The sequence below is a fragment of the Mesorhizobium sp. M1027 genome, from assembly GCF_040318745.1.
Classification (GTDB): domain Bacteria; phylum Pseudomonadota; class Alphaproteobacteria; order Rhizobiales; family Rhizobiaceae; genus Mesorhizobium.
On sequence record NZ_JAMYMW010000002.1, the window covers coordinates 426411 to 449263 of the forward strand.

Genomic DNA, 22853 nt, shown 5'->3' on the forward strand with positions numbered 1-22853 from the left:
TGCCGGGGCCGCGAGGTTCCGGCAGTTTGATTCGGGGCTGCTTCCGGCATGCTGCGCGTCCAGTGAAGCAAGGAGACGCGCCGACATTTTGGATCTTGCGCCTCCGGAGAAGGTTTTACTTCGGGGGCGCACGCCGGGGGTGCGGGCTTGGCTGATATCGGCAAGGACATAGAACGACCTCTCGGACAGGCGATCCGGCCGTCGCGCTCGGGCAGCGGGATCAGCGCCGGTGCGGTCGCGGCCGCGCTTGTCGTGCTGTCGGTGGTCGGCGTCTCCAGCGCGATCGCCTTGCGCGACAAGCCGTTCCGGAAGCTGCAGGAAGTAGCCGTTTCGACGCCGAAGACGCCGGCGGCGGCGGATACCGCCGCGGCGCCCGCCAAGGCGACGCCCGAAACGGCAGCGCCAAGCAACGCAAGCGGGGCCAACATAAGCGGGCCGAAGACGGGCGGTCCGCAGATCATCCATGTCCAGACCGAAGAGGGCGATGGTCCACCCGAGGCGACCATCGTCATCCGCGACCCTTCGACGATCGGCCAGAACCTCAGGATCGCGCACATTCCCGACAAGGCACTGATCGAGGCCAGCGAGACCGGTCCGCTGCCGATCCGCGCCGCCGACGGCCGGCGCCCGTTCGATGTCTATGCGCGGCCGTGGTCCGGCGCACGCGGTGCACGCGTGGCGCTCGTCATCGGCGGTCTTGCCGTGTCGCAGACCGGCACGCAGGCAGCCATCGCCAAGCTGCCGCCGGAGGTGACGCTGGCCTTCGCGCCGCAAGGCAACAGCATCGGCCGCTGGATGCAGGTGGCGCGGCAGGGCGGCCATGAGGTCATCATGCAGGTGCCGCTCGAGCCGTTCGACTATCCGAACGTCAATCCCGGCCGCAACACGCTGACCGTGGCTGCGACGCCGGACGAGAATTTGAAGAATTTACGCTGGGCGCTGTCGCGAACGACCAACTACACCGGCGTCATGAACTATATGGGCGCCCGCTTTTCGGCCGACGCGACGGCAATGGGGCCATTAATGGCCGAGCTTGGCAAGCGTGGCCTCGCCTATGTCGATGACGGTTCCTCAGCGCGCAGCCTGGCACCCGAATTGGCGCTGAAGGACGGCGTGCCGTTCGTCGGCGGCGATACGGCGATCGACGCGGTGCAGGACCGCGGCGCCATATTGAAGAAACTGGATGGGCTGGAAGCGACGGCGCGGGCGAAAGGGTTTGCCGTCGGCATCGGCTCGGCTTTCGACCTGACGGTGGATACCGTGTCTTCCTGGGTGACCGAGGCCAAGAAGCGCGGCATCGAGATCGTGCCGATTTCGGCGGTGGCCATAGATCCGGAAAAAGGCTGAGATGGCAAAGAACAAGCTCGTTGACGCCGAGACACTGCCCTACCGGCCCTGCGTAGGGGTGATGGTCCTCAATGGCGACGGCCTGGTCTGGGTCGGCCGTCGCATTGCCGAGCCGGACAGCGAATTCGCTGGAACGACGCAGCTCTGGCAGATGCCGCAGGGCGGCATCGACGATGGCGAGGAGCCGCTGCCCGCGGCGGCGCGCGAACTCTACGAAGAGACCGGCATGCGCTCGGTGTCGCTGCTGGCCGAGGCGCCGCACTGGATCAACTACGACCTGCCGGCGCATCTGGTCGGCGTCGCCTTCAAGGGACGGTATCGCGGCCAGACGCAGAAATGGTTTGCCTTCCGCTTCCACGGTGACGAAAGCGAGATCGCGATCAATCCGCCACCGGGTGGCCACAAGGCCGAGTTCGACCGGTGGGCGTGGCGGCCGATGCTGGAATTGCCGAGCCTGATCGTGCCGTTCAAGCGCAAGGTCTACGAAGACGTGGTGGCAGCGTTCCGGCATTTGGTGGCGTAGCCACTGGCCTTCCGCTAAAACAGGTCGGCATGAACGACATCTCCAGCAAATCTCTTCCGCAGGCCGTTGCTCCACGGCAGGCTGGCGCCCCGAGCGAGCCGATCAGCGAAGCGGCGGCGGGGGCAATCCTGACCATCGATCTCGGCGCCATCCGTGAGAATTACCGGCGGCTGAAGGCGCGGCTGGGCGGCGTCAGCTGTGCTGGAGTGGTCAAGGCCGACGGTTACGGGATTGGCGCGGCGCCGGTGGCGGCGGCACTGATGGCTGAGGGCTGTAATACCTTCTTTGTTGCGCATTTGGCCGGCGGCATCTTGCTGCGCAAGGCGCTCGGCTCAGACCCGGCCATTTATGTGCTGAACGGCATTCCGCCGGGTGCGGAAAGGGAAGCGGTTGCAGCAGGGCTTTGCACCGTACTCAACAGCGCCAGCCAACTCGCGGCATGGCGCGAAATGGCCGGACGGGTGGGCCGTAAGCTGCCGGCCGCCCTCCAGGTTGACAGCGGCATGTCGCGGCTCGGCATGACGCCGTCCGAGGTGAAGGCAGTCGCGCGGGATCCACAGGCCTTCGACGGTGTCGAACTGACCTTCGTGATGAGCCATCTCGCCTGCGCCGACGAACCCGAGCAACCGGCCAACGAACAGCAACGGCTGGAATTCGAACGGCTGCGCCGGATGCTGCCGGAAGCGTCGGCTTCGCTTGCCAATTCATCGGGCATTTTTCTCGGGCAGCGCTATCACTACGACCTCGTTCGTCCGGGTGCCGCTCTCTATGGCATCAATCCGACGCCGGCGAAGGACAATCCGATGCTGCCGGTGGTGCGATTGCAGGCCAAGGTCATCCAGACGCGGATATTGGAGGCCGGCGCCGGTGTCGGCTACGGCCACACTTTTCATGCCAAGGCCCCGCTTGCCGCGGCGACGATTTCGCTCGGCTACGGCGATGGCTGGCATCGTCGCGCCGCTTCCGCTGCCTGGTTCGAAAATGTGCGGCTGCCCTTCGTCGGCCGGATTTCGATGGATACGATCATCCTCGACATTTCCGCACTGCAGCCCGGCAAGCTGAAGGCCGGCGACCTCGTTGAACTGATCGGGCCGTCGTCGCAGACGGTGGACCAGGTAGCCGGCCAGGCCGGCACTATCGGCTACGAGGTCTTGACCAGCCTCGGCCACCGTTTCCACTGGCGCTATGTGAATCGCTAGGACGCAAGCTTGTTGTCCTCACGCATGTCTTTTCCCTGAGCATCGGCACTTGGCTGACGCCACAGAATCCGGCAGACAGAAGGCGGCGATGATCCCGGTCTCGAATCCCGACGAGATGCCGCCGCGGAGAACCAAACGATGAAGATCTTCGTGCTGGGCGGCGGCGTGATCGGGGTCACCACCGCCTATTTTCTTGCCGAGGCCGGCCATCAGGTGACTGTGATCGATCGCCAGAAAGGCCCGGCGCTGGAAACCAGCTTTGCCAATGCCGGCGAGATCTCGCCCGGCTATGCCTCGCCCTGGGCCGGGCCCGGCGTTCCGCTGAAGGCCATCAAATGGCTTTTGATGAAGCACGGCCCACTGGTGGTGCGACCGGCCCTCGATCCGCATATGTGGATATGGCTGGTCAAGATGCTGCGCAATTGCACGGCTGAACGCTACGCGCTGAGCAAGGCGCGCATGGTGCCGCTGGCCGAGTACAGCCGCGACACGCTGAAGGCGCTGCGCGAGGCGACCGGCATCGCCTATGACGAGCGCGCCAAGGGCACGCTGCAGCTTTTCCGAACGCAAAAGCAGCTCGACGGCGTCGGCGGCGATGTCGAGGTGCTGAAGACCTATGGCGTCCCCTACGAGGTCCTCGACCCCGACGGCTGCATTGCGGCCGAACCCGCGCTGGCTGGCGTGCGCGAAAAATTCGTCGGTGGCCTGCGGTTGCCCGGCGACGAAACCGGCGACTGCAAGATGTTTACCGACAGGCTTGCCGAGCTTTGCGCGGCACGCGGCGTCACCTTCGAATACGACACGGAGATACGACGCGTCGTCAAGAAGCGCGATCGCATCACCAACATCAGCACCAGCAAGGGCTGGATGGTCGCTGATGCCTATGTGATGGCGATGGGCAGCTATTCGGCGCGGTTCATGCGCATGCTGAAGCGGCCCATCCCGGTCTACCCGGTCAAGGGCTATTCGATCACCCTGCCGATCAAGGACGCCACCGCCGCACCGGTCTCGACCGTGATGGACGAGAGCTACAAAGTAGCGATCACCCGGCTCGGCGACCGTATCCGGGTCGGCGGCACGGCGGAGATTTCCGGCTTCGATCTGCGGCTGCACGAATCGCGGCGCCGCACGCTCGAACATTCGGTCGGCGACCTGTTTCCGGGCAGCGGCGACATGCGATCGGCGACCTTCTGGTGCGGGCTGCGGCCGATGACACCGGACGGGCCGCCGCTGATCGGCCGCACCGATTTCTCCAATCTCTATCTCAATACCGGCCATGGCACACTCGGTTGGACCATGGCCTGCGGCTCGGCTAAGGTTCTAGCCGACATCATCTCCAGCCGGGTGCCGGACATCGACGTCGGCGATCTCGGGCCGGGACGATACACCAAGTAAGACCCCCGGCAGCTCAAGACAGCCGCCGGCCGATAGGCTTCACGCGAACAAACTCCTGTCCCGTTCGACGGCCTTGGTGATGAAGCTCGAGACGACCTGGACGCGGCGCAGCGGCCTGACCGATTCGTGATAGACCAGCCAGTAGGCGCGGCGGATGGGTGCGACGATATCGAGGGGCACCAACTCCGGCATCGAGCGGGCAACGAAGGTGTGCAGTATGCCGATTCCGGCGCCGGAACGCACCGCTTCGGCCTGGCCGAGCGCGGAGGAAATGGCGAAGCTGGTGCGCCAGTCGGCGCTGAATTCGGCCGCGTAGTCGAGCGAGGGACTGACGATCAGATCCGGCACGTAGCCGATCAGCGTATGCTGACCTAGCTCGGCGGCGCTTCCGGGCAAGCCATGGGTGTCGGCGTAGGCACGCGACGCGAACAGGCCGAGCGTGTAGTCGACCAGCTTTCCCGCCACCAGGCGGCCTTCCGTCGGCCGCTCGACGGTGATGGCAATGTCGGCCTCGCGGCGTGACAAAGAGAAGGAGCGTGGTACCGGCACCAACTGGATGGTGAGTTCACGGTGCAGAGCGGTCAGCACGCCGAGGCGCCTGGCCAGGAAGGCGACGCCAAAACCGTCCGGCGCGCCGATCCGCACGGTGCCCGACACGTCGTCGCCTTCGCCTGAAACAGTCGAGCGCGCGGCGATCATGTCGCCCTCCATGCGTTCGGCGATCTCGAGGAAACGCTCGCCCGCCGGCGTCAGCTCACTGCCGGTGGTAAGCCGGCGAAACAGTTTTGTCCTGAGCGCATCCTCGAGGGCGGCGATGCGGCGCGAGACGGTCGCGTGATTAAGCTCCAGCCGCCTGGCGGCGCCGAGGATCTGGCCGGCCCGCGCCACGGCAAGGAAGATACGGGCGTCATCCCAGTTCATCGGAATGGTCCGGATGATGATGGTCAAAGCCGTGTTCTTTCGCGCCCCCCTCTGTCCTGCCGGACATCTCCCCCTCAAGGGGGGAGATTGGCAGTTTCGCCGTAGGCGTCTCTCTTGCTGCGATGAGGATTTGCGAAGGCGAGCGTGACAGCCAATCTCCCCTCTTGAGGGGGAGATGTCCGGCAGGACAGAGGGGGGCGGTGAAGGAACTCAATCTCAATCCGTATGGTGGCAATCGCACCCTGCTATTTGCGAGAATTGATGCTCTGCCGTCAACCGCTATCTATTTTCTGCACAACGGTTGCGTTTTCGCTCGCGTTGCCATCGCTCGCGCAAAGGCGGACAATGCCTCATCACGAACCAGGGAGAGAGACCATGATCGAATACGGTCATTTCATCGGCGGCAAGCGCGTCGCCGGAACCAGCGGCCGCAAGCAGGACGTCATGCAGCCGATGGACGGCACGGTGCGCGGCACGGTGGCGCTGGCTTCGCAGGCGGAATTGCGCGCGGCGGTCGAAAACGCCAAGGCGGCACAGCCCGGCTGGGCGGCGACCAACCCGCAGCGGCGCGTGCGCGTCCTGATGCGGTTCCTCGAGCTGATCGCCAAGGAGTATGACGCGCTGGCCGAGATATTGGCGCGCGAACACGGCAAGACCATCGCCGACGCCAAGGGCGACATCCAGCGCGGCCTCGAAGTGGTCGAGGTCTGCATCGGTGCGCCGCACATGATGAAGGGCGAGTTCACCGATGGCGCAGGCCCTGGCATCGATGTCTATTCGATGCGCCAGCCGCTCGGCGTCGTTGCCGGCATCACGCCGTTCAATTTTCCGGCGATGATCCCGCTGTGGAAGATCGCGCCGGCCATTGCCTGCGGCAATGCCTTCATCCTCAAGCCGTCCGAGCGCGACCCGGGTGTGCCGATGCGCATTGCCGAACTGTTCATCGAGGCCGGCCTGCCGGCGGGCATCCTCAATGTCGTCAACGGCGACAAGGAAGTGGTCGACGCCATCCTCGACGATCCCGACATCAAGGCCATCGGTTTCGTCGGCTCGACGCCGATCGCCCAGTACATCTACTCGCGCGGCTGCGCGGCCGGCAAGCGCGTGCAGTGCTTCGGCGGCGCCAAGAACCACATGATCATCATGCCGGATGCCGACATGGACCAGACCGTCGACGCGCTGATCGGCGCCGGCTACGGCTCGGCCGGCGAGCGCTGCATGGCGATATCGGTGGCCGTTCCGGTCGGCAACGACACCGCCAACCGGCTGATGGAAAGACTGGTGCCGCGGGTCGAGAGTCTGAAGGTCGGTCCGTCGACCGATTCTTCCGCCGATTTCGGCCCGCTGGTCACGGCACAGGCGCTGGAGCGGGTCAAGTCCTATGTCGACACCGGCGTCAAGGAAGGCGCCAAGCTGGTCGTCGACGGACGCGGCTTTTCCATGCAAGGCTACGAGAACGGCTACTATATGGGCGGCTGCCTGTTCGACAACGTGACCGCCGATATGCGCATCTACAAGGAAGAGATCTTTGGGCCGGTGCTCTCGGTGGTGCGCACGCCGACCTACGAGAACGCCATCAAGCTCGCCAACGAGCACGAGATGGGCAATGGCGTCGCTATCTTCACCCGCGACGGCGACGCGGCGCGCGACTTCGCCTCGCGAGTCCAGGTCGGCATGGTCGGCATCAACGTGCCGATCCCGGTGCCGATCGCCTACTATACGTTTGGCGGCTGGAAGGCGTCCTCCTTTGGCGACCTCAACCAGCACGGGCCGGACGCGTTCCGCTTCTACACCAAGACCAAGACGGTGACGTCGCGCTGGCCGTCCGGCGTGAAGGATGGCGCCGAATTCGTCATTCCGACGATGAATTAGCCGGACGGTTTTCTGTCTGCGCGTCCTCGCCTTCGGCTTCGGGCGCGCGGGCCGGCGTGAAGAACGGCGCCGAATTCGTCATTCCGACGATGAATTAGCCGGACGGTTTTCTGTCTGCGCGTCCTCGCCTTCGGCTTCGGGGGCGCGGGCCGGCGTGAAGGATGGCGCCGAGTTCGTCATTCCGACGATGAATTAGCCGGACGGTTTTCTGTCTGCGCGTCCTCGCCTTCGGTTTCGGGCGCGCCGGCCGGCGTGAAGGATGGCGCCGAGTTCATCATTCCGACGATGAACTGATCCAGATCGCGGAAAAAGAAGGCCTGGGCTCGACCCGGGCCTTTTTTTCGTCGCGGTCTTCATCGGCATGAACACTAATGTGATGGAACCAAGAAGGCAGCAATCTTCTTAGGTTGCAGTCCTGCCGCGAAGCAGACGCTGGCAGATCAACCAACGGCGCTGGTGACGGCTCCGGGGATATCGTCCGGCGCAAAGGAGGTGTCAGATGACACGTCTCATGGCGACTGCAGCTTGCGCTGCGATGGCCCTTTCCGCCGTCCCGGCAATGGCTGCCGAGCAATGTGCGGCACGCGCCGATATGGTGAAGGCGCTCGGCGAGAAGTTTCATGAAAACCCGAGCGCGGTCGGCGTCGTCAATCCGAATGTGGTGCTTGAAGTCTTCGTTTCCGACAAGGGCACATGGACCATCCTCGCCAGCGACACAAAAGGCCAAAGCTGCGTGATTTCAGTCGGCGAAGGCTGGGAGAGCGCGATGACGACAGCGGCGCTGCCAGGCACCTGATGAGGTTCCACGCTCGCGCGTAGCAGCGGCCTCGCATGGCCGCGCAGCCTGGTGGCCCATTCTTTCGGCGACAACCGTAAAACGGATCTGTAGGCGCCCGCTTGGGCGCCTGCTTGCGCTTTTCCGTTGCCGATACCATATATCGGGAACATAATGGGAACATCTAGAATCGTTCCCACCGATGGCAGACCGGAACACAGAAAGGAACGACGCGATGATGATGACGTCGGAACCGGCCTGGATCGCTCCGGCAAAGTGAGGCTGTCAAACCCCTCCTTTGCCGGAACGTGATGGCAAAGGAGGTGCCCTATGGCACACAAATCACTGTTGGGATGGGTGAAAACCCTGGTTCTTGCTGGCGCATTGGCGGTGGGTACGAACACTGCAAGCGCGCAATATCAATACTGCGTTGAACATGGCGAGCTCGTCGCCCATTTGAGCGAGAAGTTCCAGGAAAGGCAGTTTGCTTTAGGGCTGATCGGTCATGAGGCGGTCATGGAAGTCTTTGTCGCCGAGACCGGAACCTGGAGTATCGTCGTCACCGATATCGCCGGCAGAAGCTGCATCGTCGCGGCCGGCGACAATTGGGAAAACGTGATGGCCCTGCCCGGCCAGGGCGCATGACGAAATGACAGGCTCAGCGTGTGGCAGCTGCCTCAGCATGGCCGCGCAAAAGTGCCATCAGGCGCTTGGCGTCCTTGGCCGCGGCCTCCTCGTCGCCGGCTAGGATCGAGCGGATCAGCGCGACATGATGCTCGGCGGATTCGGCCAAGCCGGTATCGGCCTTGTAGCGGAACCAGAAACGGCGGCTGTGGGTTTGCAAGGGCGCCGCCAGGCGCGCGGCGAACGGGTTGTCGGCAGCCAGCGCCAGCGCCTCGTCGAGCGCCTTGTCGGCCTGGATGAAGTAAAACACATTTTCCGAAATCACCGCCTTTTGCATGGCAAGGGCAGCGTCATGGAACAGGTCGGCGGCCTCGCGGGTGACGAAGCGAGCGGCCGAGCGGGCAAGCACCACCTCGACGCCACGGCGGGCGTCGAGGACACGCAGCCAGTCGCCGGGGTGCAGCGGGGCAATGGCAATGCCGGCGCGCGGCCGGACCTCGAGCAGCCCCTCCCAAGCCAGCCGCTGGATCGCTTCGCGAACCGGGGTGCGGCCGAGGCCGAGCCTGTCGATCAGCGCCCCCTCGGTGATGAAGCTCGCCGGCGCCAGCTCGAGAGTTACGATCATGTGCTCGAGCCTGCGGTAGGCCTTCGCAGTTGCCGGCTCGGAGCCCGGCCTGTCATATACCAATGCGGCTTCTCCTGATATATTGTTGATATATCATATCAGATTCAACGTTGACAGTCGGCTTCTTAAGAAATATACGACTGATATATCAGATGGAGCGATCGATATGTGGGCCGGAGTCTTCCCCGCCGTTACGACCAAATTCACCGAGGACGACGGCCTCGACCATGCCGAGATGGAGCGCTGCTTTGCGCTGCAGATGGAGGCCGGCTGTGACGGCATCATCGTCTGCGGGTCGCTCGGCGAAGGCCCGATGCTGTCGCATGACGAGAAGATCGCGGTGCTGAAGACCGCCCAGAAGATCGCCGGCAAAAAACCGGTGCTGTTGACGGTCAACGAGGCCGGTACACGCGAGGCGGCGGCGATCGCACGCCGCGCCGCCAAGGAAGGCGCCAACGGTTTGATGGTGGTGCCGAGCCCGATCTACCATACCAATGCCGAGGAGACGGTCGCGGCACTCAGCGCCGTCGCCGCGGCCGGCGACCTGCCGGTGATGATCTACTCCAACCGGCTTGCCTATCGCGTCGACGTCACCGTCGACCAGATGGAGGAGTTGGCCAAGGACCAGCGCTTCGTCGCCATAAAAGAGTCCTCGGACGACATCCGCCGCTCGACCGAGATTATCAACCGCCTCGGCGACCGCTACGACCTGTTCACTGGCGTCGACAATCTCGCCTTTGAGGCGCTGTCGGTCGGCGCCATCGGCTGGGTGGCGGGCTTGGTCACCGCGTTCCCGCGCGAGACCGTCGCCATCTACCAGCTGATGAGACAGGGCCGCCGCGAGGAGGCGTTGAAGATCTACCGCTGGTTCCGGCCGCTGCTCGACCTCGACGTCTCGACCTATCTGGTGCAGAACATCAAGCTCGCCGAAGTTTTGGCGATCAACACCAACGACCGCGTGCGCATGCCGCGCCAGCCATTGTCGGGCGAGCGGCGCAAGGCAGTCGAAAAGGTCGTCAGGGATGCGCTGGCCGTGCGGCCGCAACTGCCGGCATTCTGATCTAGTGCCTTCGAGGGTGTTTGCAGATGTGCAGCGCGGCGCATGCCAATGAATGACAATGCTACGCTCGATGTCGCCATCATTGGTGGCGGCATTATCGGCATCTGCGCTGCCGCATTTCTGGCCGAGGCGGGGCGAAACGTCACGATCTTCGATCGGACGGGGATCTGCGAGGAGACCAGTTCCGGCAATGCCGCCGCCTTTGCCTTCTCCGACGTGCTGCCGCTCGCCCACAAGGGCATGATCAGGCAGCTGCCGAAATGGCTCGCCGACCCGCTCGGCCCGCTCAGCATCCCACCAGCCTATCTGCTGAAGCTGCTGCCCTGGCTGGTCCGCTTCTGGCGCGCCGGCCGAAGCGACCGCTATGAAGCCGGCCTTGCCGCACAGGCCGGGATGATGAAGCTCGCCGAGGCGGAATGGATGGGTTTGCTCGACCGTTCCGGCACACGGCCGATGCTGCACGAGGACGGCTCGCTCGAACTCTACGAAAGCGAAGCCGAGTTCAAGGCCTCACTGCCCGGCTGGGCGGCAAGGCAGCGCTTCGGCATCGGCTTCAGCCATGTCGAGGGGAGCGCTCTCGCCGCCTTGCAGCCCGGTCTGTCGCCGCGCTTCGTCAAGGGAACTTTCGTTCCGGGGTGGAAAACCGTCGCCGACCCCAAGCGGCTTGGAAAGGCGTTATGGGCCTATGCCGAGAGGTTGGGCGCCGGGTTCGAAAGGGCCCGGATCGAGCGTGTCGAGGCAGGACAGGACGGCGCGATCCTGACCATGGCCGACGGCACGAGGCGACGGGCGAAGCATCTCGTCATCGCTGCCGGGGCCTGGTCGCACCTGTTGGCGAGACATCTCGGCGACAGAATCCCGCTGGAGACCGAGCGTGGCTACAACACGACGCTGCCGAAGACTGCCTTCGACGTAAGGCGGCAATTGATCTTTTCCGGGCATGGCTTCGTCATCACGCCGCTCGAGACGGGCCTGCGCGTCGGTGGTGCGGTCGAACTCGGCGGCCTTGAGAGGCCGCCCAATTATGCGCGCTCGAAAGCGCTGCTCGAAAAGGCCCAGAAATTCCTGCCGGGACTGGATCCGGCCAATGGGCGCGAATGGATAGGGTTCCGGCCGTCGCTGCCGGATTCGCTGCCGGTGATCGGGCAATCGCAAAAAACGCCGTCGGTGGTGTACGGTTTCGGCCATGGTCACCTCGGCCTGACCCAGGCCGCGGCGACCGGACGCTTGATCCGCGAGCTCGTTCTCGGGCAGAGTCCATCGCTTGATCTCGGTCCGTTCAGCCCGCAACGATTTTGAGATCGAAGACATTCAGTTGGGAGCCGGCATGGCCAAGCATTCCTTCTTCTGCATAGACGGCCACACCTGCGGCAATCCGGTGCGGCTGGTTGCCGGCGGCGGACCGCTGCTCAACGGCTCGACGATGATGGAGCGGCGAGCGCATTTCCTGGCCGAATACGACTGGATCCGCACCGGCCTGATGTTCGAGCCGCGCGGCCATGACGTGATGTCCGGCTCGATCCTCTATCCACCGACGCGCGAGGATTGCGACATCGCCATCCTGTTCATCGAAACCTCGGGCTGCCTGCCGATGTGCGGCCACGGCACCATCGGCACGGTGACCTTTGCCGTCGAAAATGGATTGATCAAGCCGAAGACGCCGGGCGTGCTCAGGCTGGATACGCCGGCGGGCGTGGTCGTCGCCGAGTACAGCCAAGTCGGCGATTATGTCGAGGAGGTGCGCATCACCAATGTGCCTTCCTTCCTCTATGCCGAGGGACTGACGGTCGAATGCCCCGGGCTCGGCGAGGTCAGCGTCGATGTCGCCTACGGCGGCAATTTCTACGCCATCGTCGAACCGCAAAAGAACTATCGCGACATGGCCGACCATTCGGCCGGCGAGCTGATCGCCTGGAGCCCGGTGGTGCGGCAGCGGCTCAACGAGAAATATTCCTTCGTCCACCCGGAGAATCCCGGCATCGACAAGCTGTCGCACATATTGTGGACCGGCGCGCCGGCCAACCCGCAAGCCGATGCCCGCAACGCCGTCTTCTACGGCGACAAGGCAATCGACCGCTCGCCCTGCGGCACCGGCACCTCGGCGCGGATGGCGCAGCTTCACGCCAAGGGCAAGCTTGGGGTCGGCGACGACTTCGTCCATGAATCGATCATCGGGTCGCTGTTCAAGGGCAGGGTGGAGAAAGAGGTCACCGTCGCCGGCAAGCCGGCAATCATTCCGTCGATCGGCGGGTGGGCGCGGATGACTGGATTGAACACGATCTTCATCGACGACCGCGACCCGTTTGCACACGGCTTCGTCGTCAAATAGAGAAAACGCTGACGTTAGGGAAAGACAGAGAGCGCAAACGGATTGCCTTTGACGGCGCAACGATCCCGCCCATCAACTTATTTTGACGGCGATTTCTTCGACATGGGGCGCATAGAGCGATTGAATCGTCAAAGACATTGCGTTAGGCCAATGGTAGGGTCCGCGATGGTCCAGGGGGCGGACGGGAACAAAACGGGCAATCGGACGGCGTGCGGCGAAAACACGCGTAATGATCGAAAAATCACGTTGCAATCCGGGCTCGAAACTTTACGACTAGGGAAAATACGAAAAGGAATGCGTCTGCATGGGCGACATTCCAGGGGAGCCACGACAGCATGCAGTATTTTGTCCAGCAGCTTATCAACGGGCTGACGCTGGGATCGATCTATGGGCTGATAGCGATCGGCTATACGATGGTCTACGGCATCATCGGCATGATCAATTTCGCCCATGGCGACATTTTCATGATCGGCGCTTTCACCGCACTCATCGTTTTCCTTATCCTCGGTGCGTTGTTCTATTCGCTGCCGATCGTCGTTGCGCTGCTGATCATGATGATCGTCGCGATGCTGCTGACCAGCCTGTATAATTGGACGATCGAGAAGGTGGCCTACCGGCCTTTGCGTGGTTCATTCCGGCTGGCGCCGCTGATCACTGCGATCGGCATGTCGATTGCGCTGTCCAATTTCGTCCAGGTGACACAAGGGCCGCGCAACAAGCCGGTCCCGCCAATGGTGTCCACGGTCTACAACATCGAAGGCATCAGCGTCTCGCTGAAGCAGATCATCATCGTCCTGGTCACCATAGTCCTGCTCGCGGTGTTCTGGTACCTGGTCAACAAGACCTCGCTCGGCCGGGCGCAGCGCGCCTGCGAGCAGGATCGCAAGATGGCCGCACTGCTCGGCGTCGACGTCGATCGCACCATCTCGATCACCTTCATCATGGGCGCCGCCCTCGCCGCCGTCGCCGGCACGTTGTTCCTGATGTATTACGGCGTGGTGGTGTTTTCCGACGGTTTTACGCCGGGTGTGAAGGCGTTTACTGCCGCGGTGCTCGGCGGTATCGGCTCACTGCCCGGCGCCGTGCTCGGCGGCCTGATGATTGGCTTCATCGAAAGCATGTGGTCGGCTTATTTCTCGATCGACTACAAGGACGTCGCCGCCTTCTCCATCCTGGCGATCGTGCTGATCTTCCTGCCTTCCGGCATTCTCGGCCGGCCAGAAGTCGAAAAGGTCTGAGATCATGGCGGTTACCGTGTCTCCGGAAAGCACCGTCGTCGCCACCCCGGTCCAGCGCGCTTTTCGCGAAGCGCTCTATGCCGGCGCCATCTCGCTTGGCCTGTTCGTGCTGTTCATCGGCCTGAAGACCGACCAGAACATCTCCAACGAACTGATCCTGGTGCAGCGCTGGGGCTTGCTCGCCGGCGTCGTGATCGCCACCATGGCCGGACGCTTCCTTTATGTCGCCTATGGCCAGCCCTTCCTGGCGAACCAGAAGATCGTCGACGTCGCTACCGGCCTGCTGCCGGTCAGCCTGGCTTCGCGATTCTTCCGCCTTCCCGCGTTCATCGTGGCGCTCGCCGTCGCCGTTATTCTGCTCGCGCTCAGGGGCTTCCTGACCGAGGCTTTAGGGCCGGAACTTTCCGATTTTGTGCGGTTCCTGCGGGCACTTGCAATCATCTATGCGCTAGCCTGGCTGATATATCGGTTCCGGGCCTTCATTCATTCTCATTTCTCGGCATTGGGCATAACCGCACTGGCGCTCTACCCGATTATCGTGGTGTTGGTGCTGGCGCTATATGCCGGGTCCATGGCGGCCGGTTTCCAGGGTTCGCTGAAGTATGTCGACAATTTCGGCATCCAGATCCTGATCTACGTGATGCTGGCCTGGGGGTTGAATATCGTTATTGGCTTGGCCGGCCTGCTGGACCTAGGCTATGTCGCCTTCTACGCCGTCGGTGCCTATGCCTATGCGCTGCTCGGCACGCATTACGGCCTTTCCTTCTGGATCCTGCTGCCCGCCGCCGGCCTGATGGCTGCATTCTGGGGCGTGATGCTGGGCTTCCCTGTGCTGCGCCTGCGCGGTGACTATCTGGCGATCGTGACGCTCGCTTTCGGCGAGATCATACGGCTGGTGATCATCAACTGGCGCGAAGTGACCAACGGCTCGGCCGGGATTTCCGGCATCCCGAAGGTCTCGTTCTTCGGCCTGATGTCGTTCAACGTCTCCGACCCGAACTATATCTCCAAGGTGCTCGGCATCGCGCAGTCCGGTGCCTACTACAAGATCTTCCTCTACTACCTGATCCTTGGACTCTGCCTGCTGACCGCCTTCGTCACGGTGAGGCTCAGGCGCCTGCCGGTCGGCCGCGCCTGGGAAGCGCTGCGCGAGGACGAGATCGCCTGCCGCTCGCTCGGCATCAACACCACCACCACCAAGCTCACGGCCTTTGCCACGGGGGCGATGTTCGGCGGCTTTGCCGGCTCGTTCTTCGCCGCGCGGCAAGGCTTCGTCAGCCCGGAATCCTTCGTCTTCCTGGAATCGGCGATCATCCTTGCCATCGTCGTGCTTGGCGGCATGGGCTCGCTGGTCGGTATTGCCGTCGCCGCCATGGTGATGATCGGCGGCACCGAAATCCTGCGCGAACTGGATTTCCTCAAGACCGGCCTGAGTTGGGGCAACATCAAGGTCATACCCGGGTTCGGCCCCGACTTCACGCCGGAGCTTTATCGCATGCTGTTGTTCGGCATGGCCATGGTCATCGTCATGCTGTGGAAGCCGCGTGGCTTCGTCGGCAGCCGCGAGCCGACAGCCTTCCTCAAGGTGCGCAGGGCGGTGTCCGGGTCCTTCACCAAGGAGGGACACGGCTGATGAACGCGAGCCCCTCCGTGAACGATGCCATCCTGCAGGTCGAGCATCTGTCGATGAAGTTCGGCGGTCTCATCGCCATCGGCGATTTGTCATTCCAGGCCAAACGTGGCGAGATCACTGCGCTGATCGGCCCCAACGGCGCCGGCAAGACCACCGTGTTCAATTGCATCACCGGTTTCTACAAGCCGTCGGAAGGCATGATCACGCTCAACCGGCGCGACGGCTCGACCTTCCTGCTCGAACGCCTGCCGAACCATGAGATCCCGGCGCGGGCCAAAGTGGCGCGCACCTTCCAGAACATCCGCCTGTTCTCGGGTATGACGCTGCTGGAGAACCTGCTGGTGGCCCAGCACAACAAGCTGATGAAGGCGTCCGGCTATACCGTTCTCGGCCTGTTCGGCTATAGCGGATACAGACAGGCTTCGGCGGAATCGGTTGAACTCGCCGAGCACTGGCTGGAGAAGGCCGATCTCGTCGACCGCGCCGACGATCCTGCCGGCGATCTGCCATATGGCGCGCAGCGACGGCTCGAAATTGCTCGCGCCATGTGCACCGGCCCTGAGCTTTTGTGCCTCGACGAGCCGGCCGCCGGCCTTAATCCGAAGGAATCGGCGGCGCTCAATGCGCTGCTGATGGACATCAAGGACAACACCGGCACCTCGATCCTTTTGATCGAGCACGACATGGCGGTGGTCATGCAGATTTCAGACCATGTCGTCGTGCTCGAATACGGGCGCAAGATCTCCGACGGCAACCCGCAATCGGTGCGAACCGACCCGCGCGTCATCGCCGCCTATCTCGGTGTCGAAGACGAGGACGTCGAGACGGTACTGACCGAAGTCGGCGACGAGGACGTCATCGAGCAACTGGATACGGGTCCGGATGCCGCGCATGGACCGGGCACATCGTCTTCCTATCTCGCCGGACCGGTGGCCGATACCGTCGGCCATAGCGAGGGCGAACGCGTCACAGTGTCAAAGGGCGCTTCGAAGGCCGGGCAGATCGATGCAAGGTCGAGCGCTGCTGCTGCAAAGTCCGGATCGCCGGCCAAAGCCAAATCGGCCGCGAAATCTTCCACGGCAAAGCCGGGCAAGGCTCCGGCGAAGTCGAAAACTCCCGGCACCTCTAATCGGCGTGGAGGGCGGAAATAATGGCCGGCACAACGCTGCTCGATATCAAGGGCGTCCAGACCTACTACGGCAACATCAGGGCGCTGAACGGCGTCGACGTCACCGTCAAACAGGGCGAGATCGTGGCGCTGATCGGCGCCAACGGCGCCGGCAAATCGACACTGATGATGACTATCTTCGGTGCTCCGCGCGCTCGTGCCGGCACCATCACCTTCGCCGGCACCGATATCACTCAGATGCCAACCCACGAGATCGCACGCATGCGTATCGCGCAGTCGCCGGAGGGCCGGCGCATCTTTCCGCGCATGACGGTGATGGAAAACCTGCAGATGGGCGCCAGCCTCGACGGTCTCAAGCATTACGACGAGGACGTCGAAAGGGTCTTTACGCTGTTCCCGCGGCTCAAGGAACGCGTCGGCCAACGTGGCGGCACGCTTTCGGGCGGCGAGCAGCAGATGCTATCGATCGGCCGCGCGCTGATGGCAAGGCCGAAGCTGCTCTTGCTGGATGAGCCGTCGCTAGGCCTAGCGCCGCTGATCGTCAAGCAGATATTCGACGCCATTCGCGAGCTGAACCGCACGCAAGGACTGACCGTGTTCCTGGTCGAGCAGAACGCCTTCGGCGCACTGAAGCTCGCCACGCGCGGCTATGTCATGGTCAACGGCAATGTGACGATGAGCGGCACCGGCAAGGAACTGCTCGCCAATCCGGAAGTGCGCGCCGCCTATCTCGAGGGCGGCCATCACTGAGTTTCAGGAGTCTTCATCATGCAGGGCATTCTTTATGAGGAACCCTCGATTTGGCAGTTCTTTTTCGTCACCTGCCTGCTCGGCGGCTGGGCGGCCTGGATGACGGGCAAGGCGTGTGCCCAGACATGGCGCAGCTTCGCCCAGCTATTCGCCTATATGCTGGGGCTCGGCATTGGCGTAAGATTCATCCATCATGCGCTGTTCGGCGGAACGATGTTTTCGCTGCATTACTACGTGGTCGATACCATCGTGCTGATGATATTGGGCTTCATTGGCTACCAATACACGCGCACGAACCAGATGGTAACGCAGTATAATTGGCTTTACGAAAGAGCCTCTCTTTTGAGCTGGAAACCGAAAGGTTGACATTTATCATTAACGGCGTTTCAGGGATGAATCGGCGTGACAAGTGCCTGAAAATCGGCAAAGTACTCTTTCTGCGAGCAAGAGTGGGCATCGCATGAAAGCAACATCCACGCCCACTCGGTAAATGGGAGCGTTTCAATGAAAAAGTCACTTTTGTCCGCCGTCGCACTGACCGCGCTTGTCGCGTTCAGTGGCAACGCGTGGGCTGACATCCTGATCGGCGTTGCCGGTCCGATCACCGGTCCGAACGCAGCGTTCGGTGCCCAGCTTCAGAAGGGTGCCGAACAGGCGGTCGCCGATATCAATGCGGCGGGCGGCGTTCTTGGCCAGCAGCTCAAGCTTGAAGTCGGCGACGACGTCTCCGATCCCAAGCAAGGCATCTCGGTCGCCAACAAGTTCGTCGCCGACGGCGTCAAGTACGTCGATGGCCACTTCAACTCCGGCGTCTCGATCCCGGCGTCGGAAGTCTACGCCGAGAACGGCATCCTCGAGATCACGCCGGCCGCGACCAATCCGAAGTTCACCGAACGTGGCATGTGGAACACCTTCCGCACCTGCGGACGCGACGATCAGCAGGGCAAGGTCGCTGGCGACTATCTCGCGGCGAACTTCAAGGATGCCAAGATCGCTGTCATCCATGACAAGACGCCTTATGGCCAGGGCCTCGCCGACGAAACCAAGAAGGCGCTCGCAGCCAACGGCGTGACTGAGGCCATGTATGAAGGCATCAATGTCGGCGACAAGGATTTCTCGGCCCTCATCGCCAAGATGAAGGATGCGGGCGTCTCGGTCGTCTACTATGGCGGCCTGCACACCGAAGCCGGCCTGATCATACGCCAGCTCGCCGACCAGGGCCTCAAGGCAACCTTCATGTCCGGCGACGGCATCGTGTCGAACGAATTGGCCTCCATCGCCGGCGACGCCGTCGAGGGCACGCTGATGACGTTCGCTCCGGATCCGCGCAAGAATCCGAACGCCAAGGAACTCGTCGAGAAGTTCCGTGCGGCCGGCTTCGAGCCTGAGGCTTATACGCTCTACTCCTACGCAGCGATGGAAATCATCGCGGCCGCCATCACCAAGACCGGCTCAGCCGATGACGCTCAGAAGGTAGCCGAGACCATCAAGTCGGCCGGCCCCTGGAAGACTGCGATCGGCGAGATCGGCTACGACGCAAAGGGCGATATCACCCGTCCGGACTACGTCATGTACACCTGGAAGAAGGGTGACGACGGCAAGTACACCTATGTCGAGAACGAACCCGGCAAATAACCGGACGTTGCTATATGAAAAATGCCCGGCGCCTCGCGCCGGGCATTTTTCATGGGGGTTTCCCAAATGCCTGGACCCGGAGTGCCCCAGGCGTTGTCCGGGTCGACACGCAATGCGTCAACGCGATAGATCATACTAAATCGGTTTAATCCCTCTTTTCGATTTTGTTTGCACTGCAGCATTTTCGCGCTAATCATGTCCGGCAGTTCCCTTCCCGGCGTCCGGAGCCCTGTCCTTGGCAATCTCGAAGATCCTTGTCGCCAACCGCTCCGAAATAGCCATCCGCGTCTTCCGCGCGGCCAATGAGCTCGGCCTTAAAACCGTGGCGATCTGGGCAGAGGAGGACAAATATTCCCTGCATCGCTTCAAGGCCGACGAAAGTTACCAGGTCGGGCGCGGGCCGCATCTGGCCAGGGATATGGGGCCGATCGAAAGCTATCTTTCGATCGAGGAGGTTATCCGCGTCGCCAGGCTTTCGGGCGCCGACGCCATCCATCCGGGTTACGGGCTGCTGTCGGAGAGCCCGGAATTCGCCGAGGCCTGCGCCAAGGCCGGCATCATCTTCATCGGGCCAAAGCCCGATACGATGCGCAGGCTGGGCAACAAGGTCGCCGCGCGCAATCTCGCGATCGAAGTCGGCGTGCCGGTAATTCCCGCTACCGATCCCTTGCCGGACGACATGGCGGCGGTAAGGGAACTCGCCAGGACGATCGGCTACCCGGTGATGCTCAAGGCATCCTGGGGCGGCGGCGGCCGCGGCATGCGCGCCATCCGCTCCGAGGCCGATCTCGCCCGCGAGGTCATGGAGGGCAAGCGTGAGGCGAAGGCGGCTTTCGGCAAGGACGAGGTCTATCTCGAGAAGCTGATCGAGCGCGCCCGCCATGTCGAGGTGCAGGTGCTGGGCGACCGCCAAGGCAACGCCGTGCACCTGTTCGAGCGCGACTGTTCGATCCAGCGCCGCAACCAGAAGGTCGTCGAGCGGGCGCCGGCGCCGTATCTCGAAATGTCACAACGCGAAGAGCTTTGCGGCTACGCGCTGAGAATTGCGCGCCAAACCAGCTATATCGGCGCCGGCACGGTCGAGTTCCTGCAGGATGCCGACACCGGAAAATTCTATTTCATCGAGGTCAATCCGCGCATCCAGGTCGAGCACACCGTCACCGAACAGGTGACCGGCATCGACATCGTCAAGGCGCAGATCCATATCCTCGACGGCTTTGCCATCGGCACGGCGGAATCGGGCGTGCCGGCGCAAAAGGACATCAGGCTCAACGGTCACGCCCTGCAGTGCCGCATCACCACGGAAGATCCCGAACATAATTTCATCCCCGATTATGGCCGCATCACCGCCTATCGCGGTGCCACCGGCTTCGGCATCCGCCTTGATGGGGGCACCGCCTATTCGGGCGCGGTGATCACCCGCTTCTACGATCCGCTGCTGGAAAAGGTGACGGCGTGGGCGCCGACGCCGGCCGAGACCATTGCCCGCATGAACCGGGCGCTGCGCGAATTCCGTATCCGCGGCGTGGCGACCAATCTCACCTTCCTCGAGGCGATCATCAATCACCGGAGCTTCGCCGACAATTCCTATACCACCAAGTTCATCGACACGACGCCGGAACTGTTCGCCAGTGTGAAGCGGCAGGACCGCGCGACCAAGCTGCTCAACTATCTTGCCGATGTTTCGGTCAATGGCCATCCCGAGACGCGCGGCCGGCCGCAGCCAAAGGCCGATGCGGCGCCGCCGGTGGTGCCATATCTCAACGGCAATGTGCCTCAAGGCAGCAAGCAGAAGTTCGACGTGCTCGGGCCGGAGAAATTCGCCGCCTGGATGCGCGAGCAAAAAGAGGTGCTGGTCACCGACACGACAATGCGCGACGGGCATCAATCCTTGCTCGCGACGCGTGTGCGCACCTATGACATCGCCGGAATTGCCGGCACCTATGCGCGTGCTCTGCCGCAGCTGTTGTCGCTCGAATGCTGGGGCGGCGCCACATTCGACGTCGCCATGCGCTTTCTCACCGAGGACCCATGGGAGCGGCTGAGCAAAGTGCGCGAGGCGGCACCCAACCTTCTTCTGCAGATGCTTCTGCGCGGCGCCAATGGCGTTGGCTATACCAACTATCCCGACAACGTCGTCCAGCATTTCGTCCGCCAGGCCGCTGCCGGCGGCATCGACCTGTTTCGCGTCTTCGACTGCCTGAACTGGGTCGAGAACATGCGCGTCGCCATGGATGCGGTCGGCGCCGAGGGCAAGCTGATCGAAGCGGCGATCTGTTATACCGGCGACATACTCGATCCGGCGCGGGCCAAATACGATCTGAAATATTATGTCGGCCTGGCCAGGGAACTGCAGTCGGCAGGCGCCCATATCATCGCCGTCAAGGATATGGCCGGGCTTTTGAAACCGGCGGCGGCCCGCGTGCTGTTCAAGGCGCTGCGTGAGGCGACGGACCTGCCGATCCACTTCCACACCCACGACACATCCGGCCTGTCGGCGGCAACCGTGCTGGCGGCGGTGGAGAGCGGCGTCGACGCCATCGACGCGGCGATGGATTCGCTATCGGGCAACACCTCGCAGCCGTGCCTGGGTTCGATCGTCGAGGCGCTGAAAGGCACCGAGCGCGACCCGGGCCTCGACCCGCAATGGATCAGGAACATCTCGTTCTACTGGGAGGCGGTGCGCAACCAGTACGCCGCCTTTGAAAGCGACCTGAAGGGGCCGGCATCGGAGGTCTATCTGCATGAAATGCCGGGCGGGCAGTTCACCAACCTCAAGGAACAGGCGCGCTCGCTCGGGCTGGAGACACGTTGGCATGAAGTGGCGCAGACCTATCACGACGTCAATCTGATGTTCGGCGACATCGTCAAGGTGACCCCGTCGTCCAAGGTCGTCGGCGACATGGCGCTGATGATGGTGAGCCAGGACTTGACCGTCGCCGACGTCGAGAATCCGGCGCGGGACATCGCCTTCCCGGATTCGGTGGTGTCGATGTTGCGCGGCGATCTCGGCCAGTCGCCGGGCGGCTGGCCAAAGTCATTGCAGAAGAAGGTGCTAAAGAGCGAAAAGCCGATCACGGTGCGGCCAGGTTCGCTGCTCAAACCGGCGGACCTCAAGGCCAGTCGCACGGAGGTCGAGGAAAAACTCGAGCGCAAGCTCAGTGAGTTCGAGTTCGCGTCGTGGCTGATGTATCCGAAGGTGTTTTCCGATTTTGCCGCCGCGCAGGAGACCTACGGGCCGGTCAGCGTGCTGCCAACGCCGACCTATTTCTACGGCATGAAGCCGGAAGACGAGATTTTCGTCGATATCGAAAAAGGCAAAACGCTGGTGGTGCGCTGCCTTGCCATGGGCGATGTCGACGAAAAGGGCATGGTCACCGTGTTCTTCGAACTCAACGGGCAGCCGCGCCGGGTGAAGGTGCCGGACCGGGCGCATGGCGCCTCCGCTGCCAAGGTACGGCGCAAGGCGGAGCCGGGCAATGAGGCGCATGTCGGCGCGCCGATGCCTGGCGTCGTCTCGGCGCTTGCGGTCGTTGCCGGCCAGGCGGTAAAGGCCGGCGACGTGCTGCTGTCGATCGAAGCGATGAAAATGGAAACGGCGTTGCATGCCGAACGCGACGGCACCATAGCCGAGGTGCTGGTCAAGGCCGGCGACCAGATCGATGCAAAGGATCTGCTGATCGCATTCGGGTAAGGTGTGCTGATATTCAGGTGATGCCGGCCTGCAAACGCCGGCTTCCTGCGCTTCCGGTGCTCACGTACTCGGGTACGCTCCGCTCCGGTTCTCGGCAGCCATCG

At 62.9% G+C, this 22853-nt stretch carries 19 protein-coding genes; 17 read left to right on the plus strand and 2 right to left on the minus strand.

All coding sequences use genetic code 11. The annotated features are described in order from the left end of the window. Positions 1 to 147: 147 nt before the first annotated feature. The 4 genes from NKH50_RS06595 to NKH50_RS06610 all read left to right on the plus strand — a co-directional run bounded on the left by NKH50_RS06595 (position 148) and on the right by NKH50_RS06610 (position 4464). Complete coding sequence (locus tag NKH50_RS06595; RefSeq protein WP_352877438.1) at positions 148 to 1347, plus strand: divergent polysaccharide deacetylase family protein; 1200 nt, start codon at positions 148 to 150, stop codon at positions 1345 to 1347. Position 1348: 1 nt separating this feature from the next. Beyond that, complete coding sequence (locus NKH50_RS06600) at positions 1349 to 1870, plus strand: RNA pyrophosphohydrolase (RefSeq protein ID WP_352701341.1); 522 nt, start codon at positions 1349 to 1351, stop codon at positions 1868 to 1870. Positions 1871 to 1899: 29 nt separating this feature from the next. Beyond that, positions 1900 to 3069, plus strand: a complete 1170-nt coding sequence (alr, locus tag NKH50_RS06605) for an alanine racemase (protein ID WP_352877440.1) — start codon at positions 1900 to 1902, stop codon at positions 3067 to 3069. A gap of 66 nt (positions 3070 to 3135) precedes the next feature. Further along, positions 3136 to 4464, plus strand: coding sequence for a D-amino acid dehydrogenase (locus NKH50_RS06610; RefSeq protein WP_352701429.1), 1329 nt, complete (start codon positions 3136 to 3138; stop codon positions 4462 to 4464). Positions 4465 to 4503: 39 nt separating this feature from the next. On the opposite strand, the gene NKH50_RS06615 is transcribed toward NKH50_RS06610, so the two are convergent. Further along, positions 4504 to 5385: a LysR family transcriptional regulator gene (locus NKH50_RS06615; RefSeq protein WP_352701430.1), complete on the minus strand. Its 882-nt coding sequence runs from the start codon at positions 5383 to 5385 to the stop codon at positions 4504 to 4506. 375 nt (positions 5386 to 5760) lie between these two features. Between NKH50_RS06615 and NKH50_RS06620 the strand changes: the two genes are divergently transcribed. The 3 genes from NKH50_RS06620 to NKH50_RS06630 all read left to right on the plus strand — a co-directional run bounded on the left by NKH50_RS06620 (position 5761) and on the right by NKH50_RS06630 (position 8677). Beyond that, the gene (locus NKH50_RS06620; protein WP_352701343.1) at positions 5761 to 7257 is read left to right on the plus strand and encodes a CoA-acylating methylmalonate-semialdehyde dehydrogenase; all 1497 of its coding nucleotides are present in this window, start codon (positions 5761 to 5763) and stop codon (positions 7255 to 7257) included. 499 nt (positions 7258 to 7756) lie between these two features. After that, positions 7757 to 8053, plus strand: a complete 297-nt coding sequence (locus tag NKH50_RS06625; protein ID WP_352648973.1) for a hypothetical protein — start codon at positions 7757 to 7759, stop codon at positions 8051 to 8053. Between the two features lie 309 nt (positions 8054 to 8362). Beyond that, positions 8363 to 8677 carry a hypothetical protein gene (locus NKH50_RS06630; protein WP_352877443.1) on the plus strand — a complete coding sequence of 105 codons (315 nt, stop codon included), beginning with the start codon at positions 8363 to 8365 and terminating at the stop codon, positions 8675 to 8677. A 13-nt stretch (positions 8678 to 8690) separates the two neighbouring features. Here NKH50_RS06630 and NKH50_RS06635 read toward each other — a convergent pair whose 3' ends face one another. Next, positions 8691 to 9281 (minus strand): GntR family transcriptional regulator, encoded by a 591-nt coding sequence (locus NKH50_RS06635; RefSeq protein ID WP_502895519.1) that lies wholly within the window; start codon positions 9279 to 9281, stop codon positions 8691 to 8693. A gap of 166 nt (positions 9282 to 9447) precedes the next feature. On the opposite strand from NKH50_RS06635, the gene NKH50_RS06640 reads away from it, so the two are divergent. The 10 genes from NKH50_RS06640 (at position 9448) to pyc (ending at position 22749) form a co-directional block, all read left to right on the plus strand. After that, entirely contained in the window at positions 9448 to 10341 is an 894-nt protein-coding gene (locus NKH50_RS06640; protein ID WP_352504915.1) for a dihydrodipicolinate synthase family protein, read from the plus strand. Between the two features lie 48 nt (positions 10342 to 10389). Continuing rightward, positions 10390 to 11640: an NAD(P)/FAD-dependent oxidoreductase gene (locus NKH50_RS06645; protein WP_352687137.1), complete on the plus strand. Its 1251-nt coding sequence runs from the start codon at positions 10390 to 10392 to the stop codon at positions 11638 to 11640. Positions 11641 to 11668: 28 nt separating this feature from the next. Next, the gene (locus tag NKH50_RS06650; protein WP_352687140.1) at positions 11669 to 12670 is read left to right on the plus strand and encodes a 4-hydroxyproline epimerase; all 1002 of its coding nucleotides are present in this window, start codon (positions 11669 to 11671) and stop codon (positions 12668 to 12670) included. Between the two features lie 335 nt (positions 12671 to 13005). Continuing rightward, positions 13006 to 13908 carry a branched-chain amino acid ABC transporter permease gene (locus NKH50_RS06655; protein WP_254816418.1) on the plus strand — a complete coding sequence of 301 codons (903 nt, stop codon included), beginning with the start codon at positions 13006 to 13008 and terminating at the stop codon, positions 13906 to 13908. A gap of 4 nt (positions 13909 to 13912) precedes the next feature. Next, complete coding sequence (gene livM, locus NKH50_RS06660) at positions 13913 to 15541, plus strand: high-affinity branched-chain amino acid ABC transporter permease LivM (RefSeq protein WP_352504918.1); 1629 nt, start codon at positions 13913 to 13915, stop codon at positions 15539 to 15541. Further along, positions 15541 to 16692, plus strand: a complete 1152-nt coding sequence (locus NKH50_RS06665) for an ABC transporter ATP-binding protein (protein WP_352504919.1) — start codon at positions 15541 to 15543, stop codon at positions 16690 to 16692. The genes livM and NKH50_RS06665 overlap by 1 nt, the downstream gene beginning before the upstream one ends. Then, positions 16692 to 17420 carry an ABC transporter ATP-binding protein gene (locus tag NKH50_RS06670; RefSeq protein WP_254816420.1) on the plus strand — a complete coding sequence of 243 codons (729 nt, stop codon included), beginning with the start codon at positions 16692 to 16694 and terminating at the stop codon, positions 17418 to 17420. Before NKH50_RS06665 ends, NKH50_RS06670 begins: the two co-directional genes overlap by 1 nt. Before the next feature lie 18 nt (positions 17421 to 17438). Beyond that, positions 17439 to 17786: a DUF6867 family protein gene (locus NKH50_RS06675; RefSeq protein ID WP_254816421.1), complete on the plus strand. Its 348-nt coding sequence runs from the start codon at positions 17439 to 17441 to the stop codon at positions 17784 to 17786. Positions 17787 to 17924: 138 nt separating this feature from the next. After that, positions 17925 to 19055 carry a branched-chain amino acid ABC transporter substrate-binding protein gene (locus NKH50_RS06680; protein ID WP_254816422.1) on the plus strand — a complete coding sequence of 377 codons (1131 nt, stop codon included), beginning with the start codon at positions 17925 to 17927 and terminating at the stop codon, positions 19053 to 19055. Positions 19056 to 19290: 235 nt separating this feature from the next. Further along, positions 19291 to 22749, plus strand: coding sequence for a pyruvate carboxylase (gene pyc / locus NKH50_RS06685; RefSeq protein ID WP_352504921.1), 3459 nt, complete (start codon positions 19291 to 19293; stop codon positions 22747 to 22749). The last annotated feature ends 104 nt before the right edge of the window (positions 22750 to 22853 follow it).